This is a genomic window from Paenibacillus sp. FSL H8-0048 (assembly GCF_038002825.1).
Taxonomy (GTDB): domain Bacteria; phylum Bacillota; class Bacilli; order Paenibacillales; family Paenibacillaceae; genus Paenibacillus_AQ.
Genome location: NZ_JBBODF010000001.1, coordinates 6044864 through 6066949 on the forward strand (window position 1 = coordinate 6044864; position 22086 = coordinate 6066949).

Annotated in this window: 21 protein-coding genes; 17 read left to right on the top strand and 4 right to left on the bottom strand. The window is 55.1% G+C overall.

The features are described from left to right. From NSU18_RS26235 to NSU18_RS26270, 8 genes are all read left to right on the top strand, one after another. Complete coding sequence (locus NSU18_RS26235; protein WP_341017052.1) at positions 1–753, top strand: HesA/MoeB/ThiF family protein; 753 nt, start codon at positions 1–3, stop codon at positions 751–753. After that, complete coding sequence (locus NSU18_RS26240) at positions 750–1892, top strand: homocitrate synthase/isopropylmalate synthase family protein (RefSeq protein WP_341150423.1); 1143 nt, start codon at positions 750–752, stop codon at positions 1890–1892. Before NSU18_RS26235 ends, NSU18_RS26240 begins: the two co-directional genes overlap by 4 nt. Before the next feature lie 265 nt (positions 1893–2157). Continuing rightward, positions 2158–2928 carry a Cof-type HAD-IIB family hydrolase gene (locus NSU18_RS26245; protein WP_341017055.1) on the top strand — a complete coding sequence of 257 codons (771 nt, stop codon included), beginning with the start codon at positions 2158–2160 and terminating at the stop codon, positions 2926–2928. 247 nt (positions 2929–3175) lie between these two features. Beyond that, positions 3176–4882: a glycoside hydrolase family 13 protein gene (locus NSU18_RS26250; RefSeq protein WP_341150424.1), complete on the top strand. Its 1707-nt coding sequence runs from the start codon at positions 3176–3178 to the stop codon at positions 4880–4882. A gap of 292 nt (positions 4883–5174) precedes the next feature. Then, a complete protein-coding gene (locus NSU18_RS26255) occupies positions 5175–5912 on the top strand; it encodes a class I SAM-dependent methyltransferase (protein WP_341150425.1) in 738 nt (245 codons plus the stop codon). Between the two features lie 41 nt (positions 5913–5953). Continuing rightward, positions 5954–6949, top strand: coding sequence for an MBL fold metallo-hydrolase (locus NSU18_RS26260; RefSeq protein ID WP_341150426.1), 996 nt, complete (start codon positions 5954–5956; stop codon positions 6947–6949). Positions 6950–7820: 871 nt separating this feature from the next. Then, positions 7821–7970: a hypothetical protein gene (locus NSU18_RS26265; RefSeq protein WP_341150427.1), complete on the top strand. Its 150-nt coding sequence runs from the start codon at positions 7821–7823 to the stop codon at positions 7968–7970. Positions 7971–8029: 59 nt separating this feature from the next. Beyond that, a complete protein-coding gene (locus NSU18_RS26270; protein ID WP_341150428.1) occupies positions 8030–8614 on the top strand; it encodes a TetR/AcrR family transcriptional regulator in 585 nt (194 codons plus the stop codon). Between the two features lie 47 nt (positions 8615–8661). On the opposite strand, the gene NSU18_RS26275 is transcribed toward NSU18_RS26270, so the two are convergent. Both NSU18_RS26275 and NSU18_RS26280 read right to left on the bottom strand, forming a co-directional pair. Continuing rightward, positions 8662–9486 (bottom strand): hypothetical protein, encoded by an 825-nt coding sequence (locus tag NSU18_RS26275; RefSeq protein ID WP_341150429.1) that lies wholly within the window; start codon positions 9484–9486, stop codon positions 8662–8664. A 42-nt stretch (positions 9487–9528) separates the two neighbouring features. Next, on the bottom strand, positions 9529–10128 hold the full coding sequence (locus tag NSU18_RS26280; protein ID WP_341017065.1) for a phosphatidylglycerophosphatase A family protein: 600 nt from the start codon (positions 10126–10128) through the stop codon (positions 9529–9531). A gap of 239 nt (positions 10129–10367) precedes the next feature. Here NSU18_RS26280 and NSU18_RS26285 point away from each other — a divergent pair, with 239 nt between their 5' ends. From NSU18_RS26285 to NSU18_RS26325, 9 genes are all read left to right on the top strand, one after another. After that, positions 10368–11489, top strand: a complete 1122-nt coding sequence (locus tag NSU18_RS26285) for a GerMN domain-containing protein (protein ID WP_341150430.1) — start codon at positions 10368–10370, stop codon at positions 11487–11489. 192 nt (positions 11490–11681) lie between these two features. Then, the gene (gene rph, locus NSU18_RS26290) at positions 11682–12440 is read left to right on the top strand and encodes a ribonuclease PH (RefSeq protein ID WP_340938506.1); all 759 of its coding nucleotides are present in this window, start codon (positions 11682–11684) and stop codon (positions 12438–12440) included. Between the two features lies 1 nt (position 12441). Next, positions 12442–13083, top strand: a complete 642-nt coding sequence (locus NSU18_RS26295) for an XTP/dITP diphosphatase (RefSeq protein WP_341017067.1) — start codon at positions 12442–12444, stop codon at positions 13081–13083. Positions 13084–13202: 119 nt separating this feature from the next. Continuing rightward, positions 13203–13349 (top strand): hypothetical protein, encoded by a 147-nt coding sequence (locus NSU18_RS26300; protein WP_341150431.1) that lies wholly within the window; start codon positions 13203–13205, stop codon positions 13347–13349. 279 nt (positions 13350–13628) lie between these two features. Beyond that, complete coding sequence (locus NSU18_RS26305) at positions 13629–15551, top strand: glycosyl hydrolase family 18 protein (RefSeq protein ID WP_341150432.1); 1923 nt, start codon at positions 13629–13631, stop codon at positions 15549–15551. A gap of 601 nt (positions 15552–16152) precedes the next feature. Further along, positions 16153–16587: an NfeD family protein gene (locus tag NSU18_RS26310; protein ID WP_341017070.1), complete on the top strand. Its 435-nt coding sequence runs from the start codon at positions 16153–16155 to the stop codon at positions 16585–16587. Continuing rightward, the gene (locus NSU18_RS26315) at positions 16587–17522 is read left to right on the top strand and encodes an SPFH domain-containing protein (RefSeq protein ID WP_341017072.1); all 936 of its coding nucleotides are present in this window, start codon (positions 16587–16589) and stop codon (positions 17520–17522) included. Before NSU18_RS26310 ends, NSU18_RS26315 begins: the two co-directional genes overlap by 1 nt. A gap of 145 nt (positions 17523–17667) precedes the next feature. Then, positions 17668–18126: a cupin domain-containing protein gene (locus NSU18_RS26320; RefSeq protein WP_341017073.1), complete on the top strand. Its 459-nt coding sequence runs from the start codon at positions 17668–17670 to the stop codon at positions 18124–18126. Positions 18127–18321: 195 nt separating this feature from the next. Further along, complete coding sequence (locus NSU18_RS26325) at positions 18322–19158, top strand: aldo/keto reductase (protein WP_341017074.1); 837 nt, start codon at positions 18322–18324, stop codon at positions 19156–19158. Positions 19159–19222: 64 nt separating this feature from the next. Here the strand turns inward: NSU18_RS26325 and NSU18_RS26330 are convergent, their stop codons facing one another. Next, complete coding sequence (locus NSU18_RS26330; protein ID WP_341150433.1) at positions 19223–19900, bottom strand: CPBP family intramembrane glutamic endopeptidase; 678 nt, start codon at positions 19898–19900, stop codon at positions 19223–19225. A gap of 232 nt (positions 19901–20132) precedes the next feature. After that, positions 20133–21977 carry an asparagine synthase (glutamine-hydrolyzing) gene (gene asnB / locus NSU18_RS26335; RefSeq protein WP_341150434.1) on the bottom strand — a complete coding sequence of 615 codons (1845 nt, stop codon included), beginning with the start codon at positions 21975–21977 and terminating at the stop codon, positions 20133–20135. Positions 21978–22086 lie beyond the last annotated feature (109 nt).

The window sequence follows — 22086 nt, forward strand, 5'->3', positions numbered from 1 at the left end:
ATGGAGCAGCTTGCCGGAGGTTTGGAGCTGGAACGGTACACCCGGCAGCTGAAGCTGCTCGGGGAAGACGGGCAGAAGGCGCTGAAGGAAGCGACGGTTATGGTAGCCGGCATCGGCGGGCTTGGCGGAACGGCTGCCCTCTATTTGGCGGCGGCTGGCGTGGGCCGGCTTATTCTGGCTCATGAGGGGGTGATTGTGGCCCCGGATCTGAACCGGCAGATTCTGATGGACAGTGAGCATCTCAGCCAGGAGCGGATGAGTACGGCGGTTGCCCGGCTGAAGCAGCTGAATCCGCATGTAGAAATTGAAGGCTATAATTCCAGAATTGAATATCCTGCGGCATGGCCTTGGGTGGAGGCAGCCGATATTGTCATCGATGCCCGCTACGACTTTCCGGAGCGTTATGCGCTGAACCGGCTATGTGTAGCTACGGATACACCGATGGTGGAGGCGGCCATGTACGGCTTTGAAATATCGCTCACGACAGTGATTCCCGGACTTACGCCTTGCCTCGAATGCCTGTATCCGGAGTTGCCGCCGCAGTGGGAGCCGCTCGGCTTCCCGGTTCTGGGCGCCACCTCCGGGATTGCCGGTTGTCTGGCAGCGCTGGAGGCCGTAAAATGGATTACAGGGGTAGGGACAACTTACGCGGGCGTAATGCATCGCTTCAGCTCACTCGACTTCGCCTGTTATAGCGTCCGTATTGCCCGTAATCCGAATTGCGCTTGCTGCGGAGAGGGAGGTAAACCGTGAAACGTCTCAAGCTATGTGACACGACACTCAGGGATGGTGAACAGGCGGCTGGAGTTTCATTCACGAGGGCGGAAAAGCTGGAAATCGCAAAGTTGCTGTCGGAGAACGGAGTAGAGCAGGCAGAGGTAGGCATTCCTGCCATGGGCAAGCATGAGCAGGAGGATATTGCCGCTGTTGCTGAGCTGGGATTGCCCATGAAGCTAATGACATGGAACCGCTCGGTCCCCGGGGATATTGACAAGGCCAAGGTTACCGGCGTGAACTGGAGCCATATCTCCATTCCGGTGTCGGAGATTCAGCTGCAGGGCAAGCTGGGGCTGACGCCCCGGGAAGGTCTGAATAAGCTGCTGCGTACCGTGGAGTACGGGCTGCGGCAGGGCATGACTGTATCGGCAGGCATGGAGGATTCCTCCAGGGCGGAGTTGAGCTTCCTGATTGAAGTGGTGAATACCTTGTACAAGGAAGGCATCCGCAGGTTCAGATATGCAGATACCGTCTCGGCCCATCATCCGGGCCAGATGGCAGAGCGGGTAAGCCGGCTGCTGGGAGAAGTGCCTGAGGATGTAGAGCTGGAGGTACACTGTCACAATGACTTCGGGCTGGCCTGCGCGAACACGCTCAGCGGCATAGCTGCCGGAGCGGTGTGGGCCAGTACGACGGTGGCCGGGATCGGCGAGAGGACCGGCAATGCGGCCATGGAGGAAGTAGCCATGGCCTGGCGCTATTTGTACGGCGGGGAATGTGCGGTCCGGCTGGAGGGGCTCCAGGGCCTCGCGGACAAGGTCATTGCCGCGTCCGGACGCAGTGTCGGCGATGCGAAGCCGGTCGTCGGGCAGCTCGCCTTCACCCATGAATCCGGGATTCATGTGGACGGGCTGATGAAGGAGCAGGAGACGTATCAGTTCTTCGATCCGGCGGTGGTCGGCCGCGTGCACCGCTATGTGCTGGGCAAGCATTCCGGCAGCGGCGGCGTGGCCCATGTGCTGGAGCAGCAGGGACTTGCGGTCAGCGCCGAGACGGCCGGCCGTCTGCTGGAGAAGGTCCGGGCCTACGCGGAGGCCCGCAAGGGCACTGTGCCGGAAGTCATGCTGCTGCAATGGCTGATGGAAGAGCAGCAGCGCGCGCAGAATGCGGTGTAGGCAACGCACTATAGATAACAAAAAGCAAAAAGAAGCGGAGGGGAAATTTGGAATTGTAGGAGCGATAGCGTTATATATATGTTGATGCTTAAGCTGGGCTGTCCTCCATGTGGAGTGCGGCGCAGCTTTTTTGGAATATCTGGGCAGATGATATCCTGGTCTGGCAGGGCGGCGGGGAGAATAGACTCCACTTTGACGGAGGATTTTGTTACAATTTGAGCAGGCTGTAAATAGGCAGAGCGTATGGAGAAGGGAAGGCATCACTTTGAAGAAAACGGTATTTTTCGATATTGACGGTACGATCTATGATGAAGACAAGAATATTCCGGCTTCCACCAGAGAAGCGATAGCGGAGCTGAAGAGACGCGGGCATCATGTAGCGATTGCTACCGGAAGAGCGGATTATATGTTCGAGGGGCTGCGCGAGGAGCTGGGGATTGACTCATATGTCTCGCTGAACGGGCAGTATGTGGTCTATGAAGGGAAGCCGGTGTACAAGAACCCGATTGCGACCAGTGTGCTGGAGGAGCTGACCTTGTTCGCGGAGAAGCTGGATCACCCTGTTGCGTATACGGATACGGCGGGCATGAGAGTGAATGTGGCCGATCATGAGTACATCAATACGAGCGTTGGTTCGCTGAAGCTGGTATTTCCGACGCATGATGCGGGATATTTCTTGAAAAATGATATTTACCAGGCGATGATCTTCTGTCCGCAGGAGAGCCAGGTGGTATATGCCGAACGGTACCCAGAGCTGAATTTCATCCGCTGGCACCCGCTGTGTATGGATGTGCTGCCCGGCAACGGCTCCAAAGCGAACGGGATCGCAGAGATGCTGAAGGTGATCGGGGTGGAGAAGGAAGAGGTCTATGCTTTTGGCGATGGGCTGAATGATGTGGAGATGCTGGGGTATGTCGGGTATGGCATTGCCATGGGCAACGGCGAGAAGGAAGCGAAGGCTGCCGCCTCCTTCATTACGAAGTCTGTCCGTGAGGACGGCATCTTTGAAGGCTTGAAGATGGTCGGGCTGCTCTAGGCAGGAGAACGAAGGGGATGCAGCGAGTGAAGGAAGCAGGGTACCGGACCGGGTATCCTGCTTTTATGTTTTGGGGTCCCCGCAAAGTATTTGAATTCACTCCGAAGCATTACTTCACTTTGTGGGGGTATTTTGTGCGTGGAGCAGCGGAGGCTTATTGAGCATAAATTGTTATTCACTTCAGCCAGTATGGTTAAGATATATTAAATGTCTTATACAACAGGAATCAAGAGCGGAGGCGTCTGAATTGAACCCTAAATGGTGGAAAGAGAGCGTAGTCTACCAGATTTATCCGATCAGCTTCATGGACAGTAACGGCGATGGAATTGGAGATCTGCGCGGGATCTTGTCGAAGCTTGATTACTTGCAGGAGCTCGGCGTGGATGTGATCTGGGTCTGCCCGATTTATAAATCCCCGAACCATGACAATGGCTATGATATCAGCGACTACTGCGACATTATGAAGGAATTCGGCACGATGGCGGATTTCGATGAGCTGCTGCGCGAGATGCATTCCCGCGGTATGAAGCTGATGATGGACCTGGTGCTGAATCATACCTCGCATGAGCATCCGTGGTTCGTGGAATCCAGAAGCTCGAAGGACAATCCAAAGCGGGACTATTATATCTGGCGCAAAGGTAAAAACGGCGGCCCCCCGAACAACTGGGAATCCTACTTCAGCGGCTCGGTCTGGGAGCTGGACCCCCGGACGGATGAATATTATCTGCACCTGTACTCCCGGTTCCAGCCCGATCTCAACTGGGAGAATCCGGCGGTCATCGATAAGCTGCACGAGATGGTGCAGTGGTGGCTGAAGAAGGGGGTGGACGGCTTCCGCTTCGATGCCATTGCCCATATTGTGAAGGCGGAGGGCTACCCGGACGCCCTGAATCCTGGCGGTACCCCGACGGTCCGCGCCTATGACATGTTCTCGAACCTGAATCATGTGCATACCCTGCTCCAGAATCTGCACGATCAGGTGCTCTATTATTACGACATTATGACGGTAGGGGAGACCTCGGGGCTTGGGCCGGAGCAGGCGCTGGATTATGTCGGTGACGGACGCCGTGAGCTGAATATGACCTTTCAGTTCGAGCATATGAATCTGGATGCCGCCTCGCCGGGCAGCGGGAAGTGGGATGTGGTGCCCTGGAAGCTGACAGATCTTAAGGCGATCATCAGCGACTGGCAGACCGTTCTGCATAACCGGGGCTGGAACGCCAATTATCTGTGTAACCACGACCAGCCGCGCTCAGTCTCGCGGTTCGGTGATGACCTGTACTACCGGGTCCCGTCGGCGAAAATGCTCGCCACCTTCATTCATATGCTTGAGGGCACGCCGTATATTTATCAGGGCGAGGAGATCGGTATGACCAATGTAGCCTTCGAGTCGATCGATGATTACCGGGATGTGGAGACCTTGAACTATTATGAGGAAAAGCGCAACGCCGGTGTTCCCGAAGCCGACATCATGGCCGCGATTCATACCAAGAGCCGTGACAATGCCCGGACTCCAATGCAATGGGATGATGGCGAGGAAGGCGGGTTCACCACAGGTACGCCCTGGATCAGGGTCAACTCGAACTCCCGGGAGATTAACGCAGCCAGCAGCGTCAAGGACCCGGATTCCATTTACAACTATTATAAAAAGCTGATCCAGCTCCGCAAAAAACATCAGGTCATCGTCTATGGTGAATACGGCCTCTTGCTGGAGGAGCATCCCGAAATCTATGCCTATACCCGGACGCTGGAGGATCAGCGCCTGCTCGTAATTCTGAATTTCTTCGGACATGAGCCGGTCTTCGAGCTGCCGGAGGAATTCCGGCCCGCCGCGAAGCTGGAGCTGCTGATCTCCAATTATGAGCCTGCCAAGGGGGAGGATCTCCAGCAGTTGAAGCTCCGCCCTTATGAAGCGCGCGTGTATTTGCAGCGGATAGAGGCGGGTTCTGCATAACCGAAATGAGGCGATAGTTGAGCCTGTAATCAAACCTAGAGATGTGCAGCAGTCCCGGCGGGTTACGGGGACTGCTGTTTGGTATGCGGAAAACTGAATACATATACGCCGGGAGATCATATGTTTTTTATCCGCACAGTGATCCTGTTCCTTTAATTATAAATAAATGATTATGTGTTGCAGGTCTGTGACTTCGCTGGGCTTCTACAGTAAAAGGCGGTACAATAGGCGTTATTAGAGACAGGGATAAGCCCGTGCGGTGAAGCGGAGTATGGAGGGAGTTAGAAGAGAGATGAGTGAGTGGTATGAGAAATGTTTTGGCGAGGACTATCTGATTGTATACAGACACAGGGATTTCAGCGGTGCGCGTCATGAGGTGGAGAGCATGATCCAGTGGCTTGGCCTGCCCCGTGGCGCGAAGGTGCTGGACCTCTGCTGCGGCATGGGCCGCCATTCACTGGCTCTGTCGCAGGCTGGCTATGAGGTGACGGGCGTGGATCTGTCGAAGGTGCTGCTGCGTGAGGCGCGTGCGCAGGCTGGGGCAGAGCAGGTAACCTGGCTGCAATCGGATATGCGGGAGCTTCCGCTTGCGGGCGGCTTCGATGCTGTGGTCAATTTGTTCACCTCCTTCGGGTATTTTGAAGAGGATGAGGAGCAGATTAAGGTGCTTAAGGAGATTTGCCGGATGCTGAAGCCGGGGGGCCGGTTCATCATTGATTTCCTGAACCCGGCTTACGTCATCCGCCATCTGGTGCCCCATTCGGTCCGGGAGGACGGAGATGTTCGGATTGATGAAACCCGCCGGATCGAGGAGGGGTATGTGAAAAAGGACATCCTGCTGACCTCGAAGGCCGGAAGCACTCCGGCCCGCAAGTGCCAGGAACGGGTAAAGCTCTATACGCTGGAGGATTTCCGCAGAATGCTTGACGCTGCCGGGCTGCGGCTGGATACCGTTCACGGCGGCTACGATGAAGAGGAATATGACGCTGAGGCCTCGGCCCGCATGATTTTCATGGGAGGTAGACCTTAGAGATGGCATCAGGGAGAGGGCTTAGAGGAGGCGAAGGAAGGTTGAACAAGGAGAGCATTCAAGCCTGGGACGGCGGAGTTCTTCAGGTATCCGTACCGATGGGGCTGCCGCTGCGCCAGGTTAACAGCTATCTGCTGCCGGATAAGGACGGCAGAGTTACGGTCATTGATCCAGGCCCGCATACACCGGCTGCCGAGCTTGCCTGGCAGGAGGTGCTCGAGACGCTGGGCCTTACCTGGACGCAGGTGCGGGATATCGTGGTGACCCACCATCATCCCGACCACTACGGGCTGTCCGGTTGGATGCAGTCCCGCAGCGGAGCACGGGTATGGATGAGTGAGCGGGCACATGCTGAGGCCGGTCTGGCCTGGGGGGACGCGGCGATTCTGAACGAGGCGCTGCCGCTCTTTTTCCGGCGGCATGGGATGCCGGAGGAGTGGCTTGAGGGTATCCGGGAGCATCTGGATAGCTTCCTGCCCGAGGTGACCCCGCAGCCGGAGGTCACCTACATCAATGCCGCGGAGCCGTTTGTAATGGGCAGCCGGAAATGGCAGCCCATTATCACAGGCGGGCATGCGCCGGGGCATGTGTCGTTCTACCACGGCGGCAGCGGGCAGATCCTCTGCGGCGATGCTGTGCTGCCGCAGATTTCGCCCAATGTCGGCCTGCAGCCGGGCAGCGATCCGCAGCCGCTGCTGACGTTCCTGGAAGGGCTGCGGGAGCTGCGCAGCCTGCAGGTTACGCTGGCGTTCCCGGGCCACCGGGAACCGTTCCCGGGGTTCACGGCGCGGGCGGACAGCCTGCTCCGGCATCATGAGGAGCGGCTGGATACTACAGCCGCGCTGCTCGCAGGCGGACCGCAGAGCGGGTTCGCGGTCTGCGAGGGGCTGTTCCGCAGCCGGGTCGCGACAGCGCACCAGATGCGGTTTGCCATGAGCGAGGCGCTGGCCCACCTGGCCGAGCTGGTGCGCCGGGGGCGGGCGGCCGAGACGGAGGCCGGGCCTGGCGGCGGCCTGCTTTTCACGGCTGTGGAGTAAGCCTGCGCGGGGAACGTTGCAGGCTGCTGGCAGCAGATTACTAAGATACTGTAATCTGCTGCCGCTAACCAGCGGCTCATAACATGTAGCTGATCACACATGCACATAGCTCATGACATTTAGCTCATAACACTTACAGGTAGCTCATCATACGCAACTCACGACACGTAGCCCATAACACATAGCCCATAACACGTAGCCCATAACACGTAGCTCATTACACGTAGCTCATTACACGTAGCTCATTACACGTAGCTCATCACACGTAGCTCATCACACGTAGCTCATCACACGTAGCTCATTTCACATAGCTTATAACACGTAGCTTATAACACGTAACTCATTACACGTAGCTCATCACACGCAGTTCATCACACATAGCTTAACACGTAACTCACGACACGTAGCCCACAACACGCAACTCACAGCTCACAACACGTAGCCCTAATTCAATGCTCATAATCCTCCGCTTATAACCCGCTGCTGATTCCCTGCTGCGTACAACCCGCTGGCCGAAAACGGCTCATTTGCCTATTGTTGCCCTCACACTATTCTGGAAACTTCAACTACTGGAATACTTGAAAAAAATGGTTGATTTGTAGGCGAGGCTTGCAGCTTGTAAACAATACTACTCATCCTTCCTCCAAAGTTGGCTGCAAGCAGGTGGCGTGTGATGGCGTGTGATATCCAAAGGGATAAATCCCACTAATTTGGCTGAAAGTGGCGGATTGGTGGAAATGAAAGGGATAAATCCCTTTGATTCAGCTGAAAGTGGCGGATAGTCCAAAATGAAGGGGATAAATCCCTTTGATCTAGCTGAAAGTGGCAGATGGTTCGAAATGAAAGGGATAAATCCCTTTGAGCAATCTAAATGAAGAGCACAAGTGCACCTGAATTAGCCAAAAGCGGGCGGGAAGCGAAAATGAAGAGCACAAATACACCTGAATTAGCCAAAAGTGGGCGGGAAGCGAAAATGAAGAGCACAAATACACCTGAATTCTACACGCCTGTTGTTTTTTGAACAACTGTTAAATATAATAAATGCAACATTAGTGCTCAGGCGAAGGAGAGGTAAGAGGGATGGCGGTGGACAGGCGGATCGGGAAGACGCGGGAGGCTATTTTTAAGGCGTTTATTAGTCTGATGGAAGAGAAGAGCTTTGAGCAGCTTACGGTTCAAGAGATTGCGGAGCGGGCCAATGTCAGCAGAGGGACTATCTATCTGCATTTTGTGGATAAGTATGATCTGCTGGATCAGTGTGTGGAGAAGGAAATGACGGAGCTGCGTGACCGCTGTATGGGCGTCCAGGAGAATCTGGATTTCACCTCTTCGGGTCCTCTGCTGCGTACTGCTGAATATGTGGAGCAGCATGCCACCGTCTTCATTACATTAATTAATAACAGCGGCATTCCTGCCTTCAGAAGCCGTCTGCATGCCATGCTGATGGAAGGACTGGCGGAGCAGATCGATATGGATGGTGTGAACCGGGGGATGAATAAGGAGATGCTGCTGCATTTTATGGCTTCGGCTGCTGTGGGCGTCATGGAATGGTGGATTACACACTCGCTGCCGATTTCGGCCAAAAAACTGATGGAGGATATCAGTATCCTCCTCGAACGCAACCAAATGGGACCGCAGCCGCTGGACGCTCTGTCCAGACAATAATCTGACGGTGTCGTTCAGTGGCCTGCGGCCTGCGGTTATTCCCAATCTTAAGAATCCGGCTGGATCACCTTCATCTTGGACGGGTTGTTGATTTTGTATTTGACCGGATGCTGGGAGAGCTTCTTAGCTACAATCTTCGCTTCAAAAGAAACGGGATCGCCCTCCTTAAGCTCCAGCTTCTTCAGCGTGGCACTGTGGCTTGACCAGACTTCGTCAATGGCCAGCTCATGTCCTTCTATCGCTACATTGTCATAAATAATTACTTCATCATCGTTATCCGAAAAGTGGTTGGGAACAGTCGTGAACTCTTTGACAACCGCTGTAACCTTGAGCTTGTCTTCCGGCAGCTGGAGGGCAGGCTTCTTTTTGGAGGCGGCTGGCTTGCGCGGCTTCTCTGCAGGAGCAGCTGTCCCCGCAGCACTCCCACTCTCTGAACGCTCCGCAGTAGCGCCCTCCACAGCACCAGCACTTCCCGCGCCCTCCACATCAGCCTCACCGCGAACCTCCGCATCATTCTCAACCGGCTGGTTCTCCAGCACCCCGGCTTCTCCGGCAGCGTCTGCCGGGTCCTCGGACCGTGCATCCGCCGCCGCTTGCGCGCGCTGGCCGAAGCTTGCGGTCTGCATTTCTTTGAGGTAAGCCGGGTGGATGCAGTGCTGCTGCTTATTCTCGAACTCGACCACGACCGTCTGATTATCCACAAACCCGACAATTTCACAAGGCAGGGTCACGCCCTGACGCTTGTACAGATAAGTCTTGACGCGGGTGGCTGAACCGGGCAGAAGATTCCATTCCTTGCACCGCTCAATCCGCTCATCCTCACTCTCGAACTCCTGGACAGCCAGCGGCTCCACTACGAACGAATAGGTCATGCACACTTCGCACCTTTCCTTTTATAAATAATTGCTCTCGTCTTATTCTGGCAACGTCTCCTCCAACCGGCTGCGCCGCGCTGCCTCTTCCGCGTCCTCCGGGGCATGGGGCAGACCCAGCTCCTGCTCACGTTCCGCCTGTTTGCGGTGGGCAATACGGCTGCTGGCCGCTGCGGCTACAGCCCCTACGATATCATCCAGATAGGTATGGATCTGGCCGGTGGTTTTGTCATTCAGCCTCTCCAGTACGCCGGGCTTGAGTTTGTCCACGTAACCATAGTTGGTGAACCCGATACTGCCATATACATTAACGATCGAGAAGGCGAGAATCTCGTCTACCCCGTACAAGCCTTCATCGTTCTCAATCATATCCTGGAGCGGCGAGAACAGCTTGCCCTCCTCCGCCAGTACATCGAGCTGGATGCCGGTCAGCACCGCATTTTGCACCTCACGCTTGCTGAGTACCATCTCAACGTTATGAATACATTCCTCCATAGTCAGGCCCGGATAGTATTTCTTCTGCAGCAGCATGACAAGCTCGGCGATCTCCTCCAGGGTGACTCCGCGCTTGTGCAGCCAGTACCGGGTCGCTTCGGCAACGGCTTTGCTGTTGAGGCTGTAAGGAATTTTGGCATCAGTCATAGGAAGTCCTCCATTCGTGAGTCGGGTGTGATTTGGGTATGTACTAAATTGTACGCAAGCGCAAGACCGATGTCCAGAAACGTCCGGATTTGTATCTCGCAAGCAGGCTCTGCCCCCACTCAGGGGTTCCGGCAGATCTTCTGTAATTTAGGATAAGCTGTTGTTATTTTTTGGACACAGGGCTCGTATACATAGCAGTACAAACTGATCTTAACGCTAGAAAGGGGTAATGAAGATTGATGAAACCTGTGAAACACCTCCGCGGGGCGTCAGCGGCTTGCCTGCTGGCCGTTCCGCTTGTGCTCTCCGGCTGCAGTCTGTTCGGTTCAGAATCCGCCGCTGTGGACCCGCCGCCCGCCGCCGTAGAAGCTCAAATGCTGCAAGTGAGCGGGGAAGATACGCTGGATACTGGTGTATTCGGGCCGGCCTCTCTGGATGAGACGGATCTGTCCGCCGGGGTGAAGGATACCGGTGCGCCTGCTGTAGCCGGGGAGCGGACCACTGTGTATCTGGAGGATCAGAATGGTCTGCTGGCTCCGGTGGCTCTGTCTTTTCCGAAAAGCGAGGACACAGCCATGCTGAAGAATTCCCTCACGGCACTGGTCAGCAAGGGGGATTATGCCTCTGCACTGCCTAAGGGTTTCCAGGGCGTACTGCCCGCAGGGACGAAAGTGAATAGTGTATCTGTCGGCCAGGACCATGTCGCCATTGTTGAATTCAACTCGGCGTTTAACGACTACGATCCTGCAGATGAACGCAAAATCCTAGAAGCGCTGACCTGGACACTGACCGGTCAGGATGACATCAAGGGAGTGCAGCTCTGGGTTGATGGCAAAAAGCTGAACGAAATGCCGCTGCAAGGCACACCGCTGGATCGTCCGCTGTCCCGTACGATGGGCATTAACCTGCCGAAGAATAACTCACTGATGATGAATTCCAGCGCAGTCACGGTCTATTTCGCAGCAGCTTCACCGGATAGCGGCCACCAGTATTATGTTCCGGTTACCCGCTTTGTACCCGCTGGCGGGGATACGGTGAAGGCGGCGCTGAGCGAGCTGATTGCCGGACCGCAGTCCGAGAACGGTCTGGAGATGGTCATGACGCAGGGGACGATAGTTGATTCTGTAAAAGCAGGGCAGAACGGGGTAGTCACCGTATCGCTGACCGATGATATGTTCGATGGCAGCACAAGCATTCCTGAGGAGATGCTGGAGTCGGTCGTGCTGACGGTGGCCCAGAATACAGATGATTCGCTGGTGCAGATCCGCCTGAACGGCAAGGATACCGTTACGGGCACCAATAATGTCGATTACGGACAGCCGGTCTCCGCGCCGGAATATGTGAATGAGCTGCCGCTTTAGAGCGAATCCCCCCGGCTTAAAAAGATGCTTTTGTGCCTACTCTTTGATAGAATAAAGTATTGTTCATCCGAATAACGGGTCAGGAGCAGCGGTGCCGTTCTCTTCCACAGGGGGCGGCACCCGTTTCTGCGTATAAGATACGGATGAATGTATATACAAACTTCGCGCTATACGATGTAGGAGGCAGAAAAGATGAGATCAAACGGACGCAACGAAGATCAGCTCCGGCCAATAACAATAACGACCCAGACCAACAAATATGCAGAAGGCTCCGTCATCATTGAGATGGGAGATACCAAGGTCATTTGTACGGCAACCGTGGACGAGAAGGTCCCGCCGTTTCTGAAAGGACAAGGCAAGGGCTGGGTAACCGCCGAATATTCGATGCTTCCCCGCGCGACCCAGACCCGCAACCAGCGTGAAGCCGCGCGCGGCAAGCTGACCGGGCGGACCATGGAAATCCAGCGTCTGATCGGACGGGCCTTGCGTTCGGTGGTGAACCTGCAGGCGCTTGGCGAACGCAGCATTACGCTGGACTGTGATGTGATTCAGGCGGACGGGGGAACGCGGACGGCTTCGATTACGGGCGCTTTTGTAGCGATGGCCTTCGCTATGAATAAGCTTGCCCTTCAGAATAAGCTGACGGTCTTCCCGATTACGGACTACCTGGCGGCTATCAGTGTGGGGGTCGTCGGCGACAAGACGCTGCTCGACCTGAATTATGAAGAGGATTCCAAGGCGAAGGTGGATATGAACGTGGTCATGACGGGCAGCGGCGCTTTCGTTGAGGTTCAGGGCACGGGCGAAGAGCGGCCGTTCACCCGCCAGGAGCTGGATCAGCTGCTCGGTCTCGGAGAGAAGGGAATCTACGAGCTGATCGCTGTGCAAAAAGAAGTCCTTGGCGCCATCGCGCTCAAAATCCCTGCCGGCCAGACCGGCCAAGAGGTGTAGGATGAAGTCCGGCAGCGGAGTTCTGATTGTCGCGACGAAGAACAAAGGTAAGGTGCGGGAGTTCCAGCATGCCTTTACTCCCCTGGGACTTACGGTCAAAAGCATGTATGACTACCCGGACCTGCCGGATGTGGTCGAGGACGGGGCCACTTTTGCCGAGAATGCCTTCAAGAAATCCCGCGCTGTAGGGGACGCTCTTGGACTGCCGGTGCTGGCAGACGATTCCGGTCTCTGCGTAGAGGCGCTGGACGGAAGTCCCGGCGTGTACTCGGCCCGCTATGCCGGTGAGGCGGCGGATGATGAGGCGAATAATCTGAAGCTGATGAGCGAGCTGGAACGGCTGAAGCAGGGCGAGGATACCGGACAGCCGCTGCTGAGTCCCGCCCGGTTCGTCTGTGCCCTGTCGCTCTATGATCCGGCGGACGGCCGGGAATGGACGGCTGAGGGGACGGTCGAAGGCTGGATTACCTCCGAGCCGGCGGGCGCCGGCGGTTTCGGTTATGACCCGCTGTTCTATCTCCCGGAATACGAGAAGACGATGGCTGAGCTGACGCTTGCGGAGAAGCAGTCGATCAGCCACCGCGGGACGGCGCTGCGGCGTCTGACCGAGAAGCTTGCTGCCGCGCAGAGCAGCGGTCAATAGAAGATTTGGAACCCTGGAAGCAGCCCTTAAGCAGATTATGCTTGGGGCTGCTTCTGTTTTTTAGATAATAATCCCCCCTGATTATGGAAATTTATCCCTAGCATATCCTCCGGCTTTGTATGAGAATAAGAGTTGACTTCACCCCTTCGCAGATCCTGCATCCTCCCGCAAATCGCCGCATTCTACCCATCCTGACCAGTACCAAACAACAACCCACCCGCAGCGGTGCGAGTGATCCGTATGCCGCTGAACTGCGCTTTTTCTGAAAATATAAGTTTCTCGCAGAAACGGTACCGTTCTTTAAAAGGACGGCGAAGCCGTTTCCACTTGGCTGTGTTTCCCTAGTCTACCAGTTACAACTGCCAGGAATTTAATAGTTTCACAGGGTGAAGGTCAAGGCCAATCGGGTCCGGGAGGTGAACGCTGAGCTTTCTCATTCGCGGCAAGGGAAGAACGGTCACTTAATATCCTTAATGGCAGAGGCGCATGGATGTCCATGAAGCAGGCTTACAGGTTACGCATTGAACCGGGGAGGTAATCACGAAATGGCCTTTATCAAAAGAAAATCCTTTGTGCTTGGCTTGGCGGCAGTCCTTTTCCTTACTCTTTTTTCGGCTTTTGGTGCAAATAGCAGAACTGTTCAGGCAGCCGGTGACTACAAGATTGTCGGCTATTATGCTTCCTGGGCCGCCTATGGGCGGGCTTATAATGTAACGGATATCGACCCTGGCAAAATGAATGTCATCAACTATGCCTTTGCCGACATCTGCTGGAATGGAATACACGGCAATCCCGACCCGACCGGACCGAATCCGGTTACCTGGTCCTGCCAGAACGAGCAGGGGCAGGCGATCAGCGTTCCCAATGGCACCGTAGTGCTGGGCGATCCCTGGATCGATGCCCAGAAAAGCTTCGGTGATGATAAATGGGATGACCCGATCAAGGGGAATCTGAAGCAGCTCTGGAAGCTGAAGGAGAAGAATGCGAATCTGAAGACCATGATCTCCGTCGGGGGCTGGACCTGGTCCAACCGCTTCTCGGATGTTGCTGCCACAGCGGCAACCCGTGAGGTATTCGCGAGCTCCTCCGTGGATTTCATCCGCAAATACAAGATGGACGGCGTCGATCTGGACTGGGAATACCCGGTCAGTGGCGGGCTTGCGGGCAACAGCTACCGTCCTGAGGATAAACAGAACTACATCCTGTTGCTCCAAAAGATCCGGGAAAAGCTGAATGCCGCCGGAGCTGCCGACGGCAAAACCTATCTCCTGACCATTGCCTCGGGTGCAGGTCCGACCTACATCCAGAATAACAATCTCAGCGGAATCGCCTCTGTGGTGGACTGGATCAACATTATGACCTATGACTTCAACGGCAGCTGGAACCCTACTACCGGCCACAATGCACCGCTGTATTATGATCCGGCTGCCGCTTCATCCGGATTGACCGAACCGGCGAATTATAACATCGACAAGGCGGTGACCAGCTATCTGAGTGCAGGCGTACCGGCTAATAAGCTGGTGCTCGGCATGCCGTTCTACGGCCGGGGCTGGGGCGGGGCTCCTGCTGCGGGCAACGGTCAGTATCAGGTATCTGCCGGGATCTCCCAGACCGGAACCTGGGAGAAGGGCAACTACGATTTCAGTGATCTGGAAGCCAATTATATCAATAAGAACGGCTACACCCGTTACTGGAACAACACCTCCAAGGTCCCTTATCTCTATAACCCGACCAACCAGACCTTCATCAGCTATGATGATGCCGAATCCATCGGCTACAAAGCCAGTTATCTCAAGAGCAAAGGCCTCGCCGGGGCAATGTTCTGGGAGACCAGCGGAGACCGCAACAAGACGCTGCAGACTAAGCTCAGTGCTGAGCTGGGCGGCGGAGTGGTAACTCCAACAGCTACGCCGGTGCCGACGGCGACGGTAGCGCCGACGGCTACGGTGAAGCCATCGGCTACGCCGATCGCGACAGTGGCACCGACGGCTACGGTGAAGCCATCGGCTACGCCGACCGCGACAGTGGCACCGACGGCAACGCCGGGGCAATGCTCTACGGCAGCCTGGAGTTCCACCGCTGTCTACACACAGGGCCAGCAAGTCTCCTATGGCGGGCTGATCTATCAGGCCCAGTGGTGGACGCAGGGAGACCGGCCGGATCTCAGCGGTGCCTTCGGAGTGTGGCGGGTGACCGGTACCTGCGGTAACGCTACCCCACAGCCGACAGCTACGCCACTCCCGACAGTAAGTCCTTCGGCTACGCCGACGATAGCGCCAACTTCAACTCCTGTAGTGACGCCAGTCCCTTCGGCTACGCCAGGCGTTGCTGCCTGGAAAGCAGGCACCGCTTATAGTGTCGGCAGTATCGTAACCTTCAGCGGGCAATCCTACACCTGCCTGCAGGCGCATACCGCCCTTGCCGGCTGGGAGCCGAATGTCGCGCCTGCGCTCTGGAAGCTGAACTAATGGCGGAGCGGACAGCGCTCTTCAGGAGGAGGATAGGAAGAAGCTGACTATAGGGTGATACAGCGTTAACGTTCATCCATAGGAATCCAGCCATAGGGCATAAGTATGCCTAAGTATAAAAGAAGGAGCGGTGCCGGCTTTAAGCTGGCACCGTTTTTAAGTGCTCTTTCGAATAGAATGCGTTACAGAGCATGATTCTGCTTGTTAATTAGGAGGAGTGAGTGGAGATAACTGGAAAAAAGGCACTTAATTTCTCCGAAATGAATTACGCAAAGGGAAGAGTTGGAAAAAGTACAGTTAATCCGCCGGACTTTCTCGATTCACGAAAGAACGGACCGATTAAGTGTTGTTTTTCCAACTAATTTCTAAATGTGCCACAATTACTCCGAATTAGACGTACAATATCCACTTGCTTCGATTGGATATATTTATGTTTAAATACATCTTAGCCGTACTGTATTTACCTTTGCTGTTCATAAGCTTCCATAGGGTGAAGTATAATAAACAGACAGGCGGCTGTCCCGGCCTCCAAAAATTTTGTGAAACGTGATGCCGATTATTTCGTTATAGTAGTATATAGCGGAAGGTGGTGGGTTCACCAATGAGTATGTGGGTATTGTGGTTGATTGCCGCTGGCGTCTTGTTTGTTGTAGAGATGTTTACGTTTACATTCTATTTGTTATGGCTTAGCCTGGGAGCCTTGGCTGCCGGACTGGTTGCGCTTGTGCTGCCGGATGCATGGCTGCTGCAGGTTGTAGCGGGTTCGTTGTTAGCCCTGGTCCTGACGTTCTTCACCAAGCCATTGTCTGAGCGGCTGCGCAATGCGCGGGGCTTCAAGGATACGGGTACCGAGATTATCGGCAGGCAAGGTCTGGTCGTTGAACCGATTGAGCCTGGGCGTTACGGGCAGGTCAAGATTGGCGGCGATACATGGAGTGCAACCTCTACAGTCGCACTGGGCAAGGGTCAGCAGGTAATTGTAGTAAGAAGAAGCACGACCATTATTGAAGTAGAACGATGGGGGGATATGTACTAATGGAATTGGTGATTATCGGAATTATTCTTGTTGTAGTCGTAGTATTTATCGCAATGACGATCAAGATTGTCCCGCAGCAAAGAGTTGGAGTTGTAGAGCGTCTGGGTAAATTCCACCGGCTGCTCACACCGGGTCTGAACATTCTGATTCCGGTCATTGACCAGGTGCGGGTCTATCATGACCTGCGGATTCAACAGGCGAATGTACCGCCGCAGACGGTAATCACGAAGGATAACGTACAGGTGCAGATCGATACGATTATCTTCTATCAGGTAGTGGGTCCGGAAGAAGCAACATACGGAATCTCCGATTATGTGTATGGGGTACGGAATATCTCCACAGCCACCATGCGTCAGATTATCGGTAAGCTGGAGCTGGATGAAACCTTGTCCGGCCGTGAAAAAATCTCCTCCGATATCCGTCTCGCGCTGGATGAAGCGACAGAGAAGTGGGGCGTGCGCATTGAGCGTGTCGAAGTGATCGACATCAAGCCGCCGCTTGATATTCAGGAAGCCATGGACAAACAGATGAAGGCAGAACGCAGCAAGCGTGCGATTGTCCTGGAGGCGGAAGCCGCCAAGCAGGATATGATCCTTCGTGCCGAAGGGGATAAGCAGAGTAAGATCCTGAAGGCGGAAGGGGATAAGGAAGCCCGCATCCGTCAGGCGGAAGGTCTCGGTCAGGCGCAGGAGCTGGAAGCCCTCGGCCAGGCCAAGGCAATCGAAGCAGTGGCGATGGCCGAGAAGGCACGGATTGCCATGATTGCCAGCGCAGGGCTGGATGAAAGAGTGCTGGCTTATCAGTCCTTTGAAGCCTTGACTGATATGTCTAAGGGACCAGCGAACAAAATATTCCTGCCAACCAGTGCAGTGGAAACGCTGGGCAGCCTGGGAGCCATTGCCGAAGTATTCAAGGCGGGCAAAGAAGGCAAATAAGCTTAAGACAATTTACAATTGCTGCAGTATCCGTTACAGTTAATAGCACAATCAGGCCGAGGCTTAGCAGGTACGCTTGTACCTCTTAAGCCTTTGCTTATGAAGACTGTTTTGCCGCTGTGCAAGACTTGAAGGAGAAGAACCCATGACGCAAAAAGAGATTTCCCCGCTCGTAGAAACCTTGGGGCTGCAGCCCCACGTGGAAGGCGGATGGTACAAGAGACTGTGGAATTCACCATTTGAGATTCCCAAGGACACGCTGGGAGAGGCATACTCGGGCCCGCGCGCTTCAGCTTCATCGATCTATTTCCTGCTTCATGCTGACGAGACTTCGGACTGGCATACGGTGCTGTCCTCCGAAATCTGGCTGTATCATTCCGGCAGCCCGATCGTGCTTAGTCTGGGAGGCAACGGCGCAGAGCCGGAGAACGTAACAGAGGTTATCCTGGGTCTGGATATCGCCGCGGGCCAGCAGCCGCAGGTAGTGATTCCTCCCGGTGTATGGCAGGCCGCGCGTCCGCTCGGCGAAGAGCCGGCACTGGTCTCTTGCATCGTATCGCCGGAGTTCCATTTTGACGATTTCAAGCTGATTGACAAGAAATAAGCTGTTTTGTAATGGAGTGCGGCCGGGAAGGGGCTGTGCTCCATTTTCATTTTTGTACAAGCGGGCATACAATCTTCACAATTTGGCAACCTATTCGCTATAACGGTGAACGGATTTCACAATTGGATGATTATGAGAGCGGTAATACGGTTAAGGAAGCTTGATGAATTCAAATTAGGCTTGGAGGGTATCGATATGACTGAAAAGAACGCACCATTTACAGGCGGGCCTACCTTGAACGATGGAGTAACGATGCCGTGGCTGGGCCTCGGTGTATGGCAGACTAAGGATGGCGAAGAGGTTATCCGCGCCGTGAAGTCTGCGGTGGAGACGGGGTATCGCAGTATTGATACAGCGGCCGGCTATAACAATGAAGAGGGTGTGGGGCAGGCGATCCGTGAATGCGGCGTTCCCCGGGAAGAGCTGTTCATTACCACCAAGGTCCGCAACCCGGATCAGGGGTATGAATCGACCCTGAAGGCTTTTGAAGTCAGCCGCAAGAAGCTGGGTCTGGAGCAGGTAGATTTATACTTGATTCACTGGCCGGTGGCCGGCAAATATAAAGAGACCTGGAAAGCGCTGATCCATCTGCAAAAGGAAGGGCTGGTCAAATCCATCGGGGTGAGCAATTTCCAGACGCATCATCTGGAGGATATCATCGACGACAGCGGCGTGGTGCCAGTGGTAGACCAGGTGGAGTTCCATCCGCTGCTGACCCAGCGTGAATTGCTGAAATATGCGCGGGAGCATGATATCCAGCTGGAGGCCTGGAGTCCGCTTATGCAGGGGAATCTGGATCTGCCGCTGCTGAAGGAACTGGCGGAGCGGTACGGCAAGACGGTAGCGCAGATTGTTCTGCGCTGGGATCTGCAGCAGGGCGTCATCACCATTCCGAAGTCGGTCCATCCGGAGCGGATCATTGAGAACGCCGGCTTCTTTGACTTCACACTTAGCGATGAGGATGTTAAGGCCATCGAGGAGCTGAATCAGAACCACCGCTTCGGCCCGGACCCGGATAATTTCAATTTCTGATTATAGAATGAGAATTTGGAGCAAAAGCAAGAGCAGACCGCCCCGGGCGGTCTGCTCTTGTGCATTAACGGCCTCTCCGGCGGAGAATCCTCATCAGCAGGATGCCGTGGAGGATGACCAGCATACTGCAGACCATCGCCATAACATCGGCCGCCTGATCACTGGCAGTCAGCAGATCGAAGATCCCGTGCCATACAATGACTGGAATAATGCTCCAGCGGCTTCCGGCGCAGATCCAGGCCAACACAACTGAGCCGTAGACCAGGCTGATTGCCCAGCCCAGCACCCCAAAGCCCATTCCGAGATAGTTCTCGTTGAACCAGAACGCCGGCAGATGCCAGGCCATCCAGATCAGGGCTACGAGCAGGGCCGAAGTGAACAGTGAATAGTGCCGGTGCAGCTTCGGCAGCAGGTAACCGCGCCAGCCGCTCTCTTCCCCGATGCCGAAGGTCAGCATCCACACCAGGGAAGTCATCCCGATGCCGAACCGGGGAGGAAGATCGGAGGTTAGACCGAACTGCTGCATATCTGGTAAGCTGCCGGTAATTAAGGTGTGGGCCAGCACCGCAGCTGCTCCATAAGCGAGCGGAAGACCGGCTGCGATCAGGGGCCATTTTAGAGAAAAAGACAGAGAAAATGCAGTTCTGCACCACACCAGAATGCCTTCCTCTCCAGACCGCTTCAGGCTGATTAATGTGCCGAGCAGCGGGCCGAAGGAGCCGAGATAGAACTGGCTGGGCAAGACCGGCAGGCCAGCTGCGAACTGTTTGTTAAGCAGCAGCGGCAGCCAGCAGAGCTAGGTGAACCCGAAGGTGACCAGCATGAAGAGGGTCAGCCTGCTTTTGGACGGAGAATCCGATTTGACGATAGACTGCATTGGATCAGACCCCTAAATCACCGGATGTGCTTCATTTATTGTTGTAGAGGGTAGCCTCCGGGGAGTCTGCGGCAAAGATCACAGATCCCGCCTGTAATCAGCCGATCGACACATTGTAAGTCTTCAGCCACAGGTTGACCTGGGCCAGATAAGCGAATAATTGCGGGCCGGACATCAGCTGGCCGAACCATGGCAGATTGGTCGAAGACTCTGGTGACGCGGCGATTTCCCGGATTTTGGCCGGATCAATGAGCGGGAGGATAGGGGAGGAGGGATCGTCCAGAATGCTCAGCACCTGTGAGCGCACCTTGTTCAGATAGGCAGGGTTATGCGTTTTGGGGTACGGGCTTTTTTTGCGGTAGAGCACATCGTCCGGCAGTACGCCCTCCAGCGCCTTGCGCAGAATGCCTTTCTCCCGGTTGCCTGTCATCTTAATTTCCCATGGAATGTTAAAAACATATTGCACCAGCCGGTGGTCACAATACGGAACGCGTACCTCCAGTCCCACGCCCATGCTCATCCGGTCCTTGCGGTCCAGCAGGGTCGGCATGAAGCGGGTAATGTTGAGATAGGACATCACACGCATCTGTGCCTGTTTGCCGGTCTCACCGTCAAGCTTCGGTACCTCGGCCACCGCGTCGCTGTACCGGTCTCCTAAATATTCCAGCGGACGTATCCACTCCCGGATTTCCGGCGATAATAATCCGGCACGCATGTTGGGTGCCACTGACCAGGGGAAGGTACCGGAGGATAACATCTCCTCACGGTGGAACCAGGGATAGCCGCCGAAGATTTCGTCTGCTGCTTCGCCTGAGATGGCTACGGTGGCTTTCTTTTTGATCTCCTGGCAGAACAAATAGAGTGAGGAATCCACGTCGGTCATCCCCGGCAAATCGCGGGAGTACAGGGCATTATCGAGTGCGGCTGCCAGCTCCGGTGTGTCAAAAGCGATATAGTGATGGTTCGTGTCCAGCTCGTCGACCATCCGCTGAATCCAGGGACCGTCGGCTCCGGGCTGGAAGGTATGGCTTTTGAAATGCTTGTCGTTGTCTACATAATCGACTGAGAAGGTATCGACCCGGCCCTGGCCGGTCCGCTTGTAATAATCTACGGCAAGCGCGGTCAGGGCGCTGGAGTCCAGTCCGCCGGAGAGCAGTGAGCAGACAGGGACATCAGAGACCAGCTGGCGCTCCAGCGTATCCTGAAGCAATTCGCGCACCCGTGCTGCCGTCTCATCCACGTTATCGGTATGCCGGACACTCTCCAGCTTCCAGTAGGCATAGCTGCGGATTCCGCTGCGGCTGTAAATCATGGCATGACCCGGGCGAAGCTCGAATATATCTTTGTATACCCCTTGTCCCGGAGTCCGTGCCGGACCGATTATGAAAATCTCGGCCAGACCCTCCGGTCCGACCTTCGGCTGGACGAGGGGATGCTGCAGCAGCGCCTTGGGCTCCGACCCGAAGACGAAAACGTCATCGACTTGGCTGTAGAACAGCGGCTTCACGCCCAGGCGGTCACGAGCCAGGAATACCTGATCGCGTAGGCTGTCCCAGACGGCAAAGGCGAAGATGCCATTGAGCTTCTCCGTGCAATCCGGCCCCCATTCGATGTAGGCATGCAGCAGAACCTCGGTATCGCATTCCGTGAGAAAATGATGCCCGCGCTGCTTCAGCTCTTTTTTCAGCTCAGGGGCATTATATAGCTCGCCGTTATATACTATTGCGTACAGCTTATCTTCATGGCGGGCAATCATCGGTTGTGCACCATTCTCAGGATCGATGACGCTGAGTCGGCGGTGACCGAAGGCAATAGGTCCTGAAATCCAGGTTCCGGCTGCATCCGGTCCGCGGTTGGCTAACGTTTCGGTCATTCTGACGAGCAGTTGCGAGTGCCCTGTAAGATCACCGCGCCACTGGACAAATCCGGTTATTCCGCACATGTCTGATTCATCCTCTCTTTTGTGCGATTGTTGTCTGTCCTTTCTTTTTTGCCAAGTAATACAGATATATGCCGATTGAAGGGATAAAATGTATGTCCTTATCCGAACA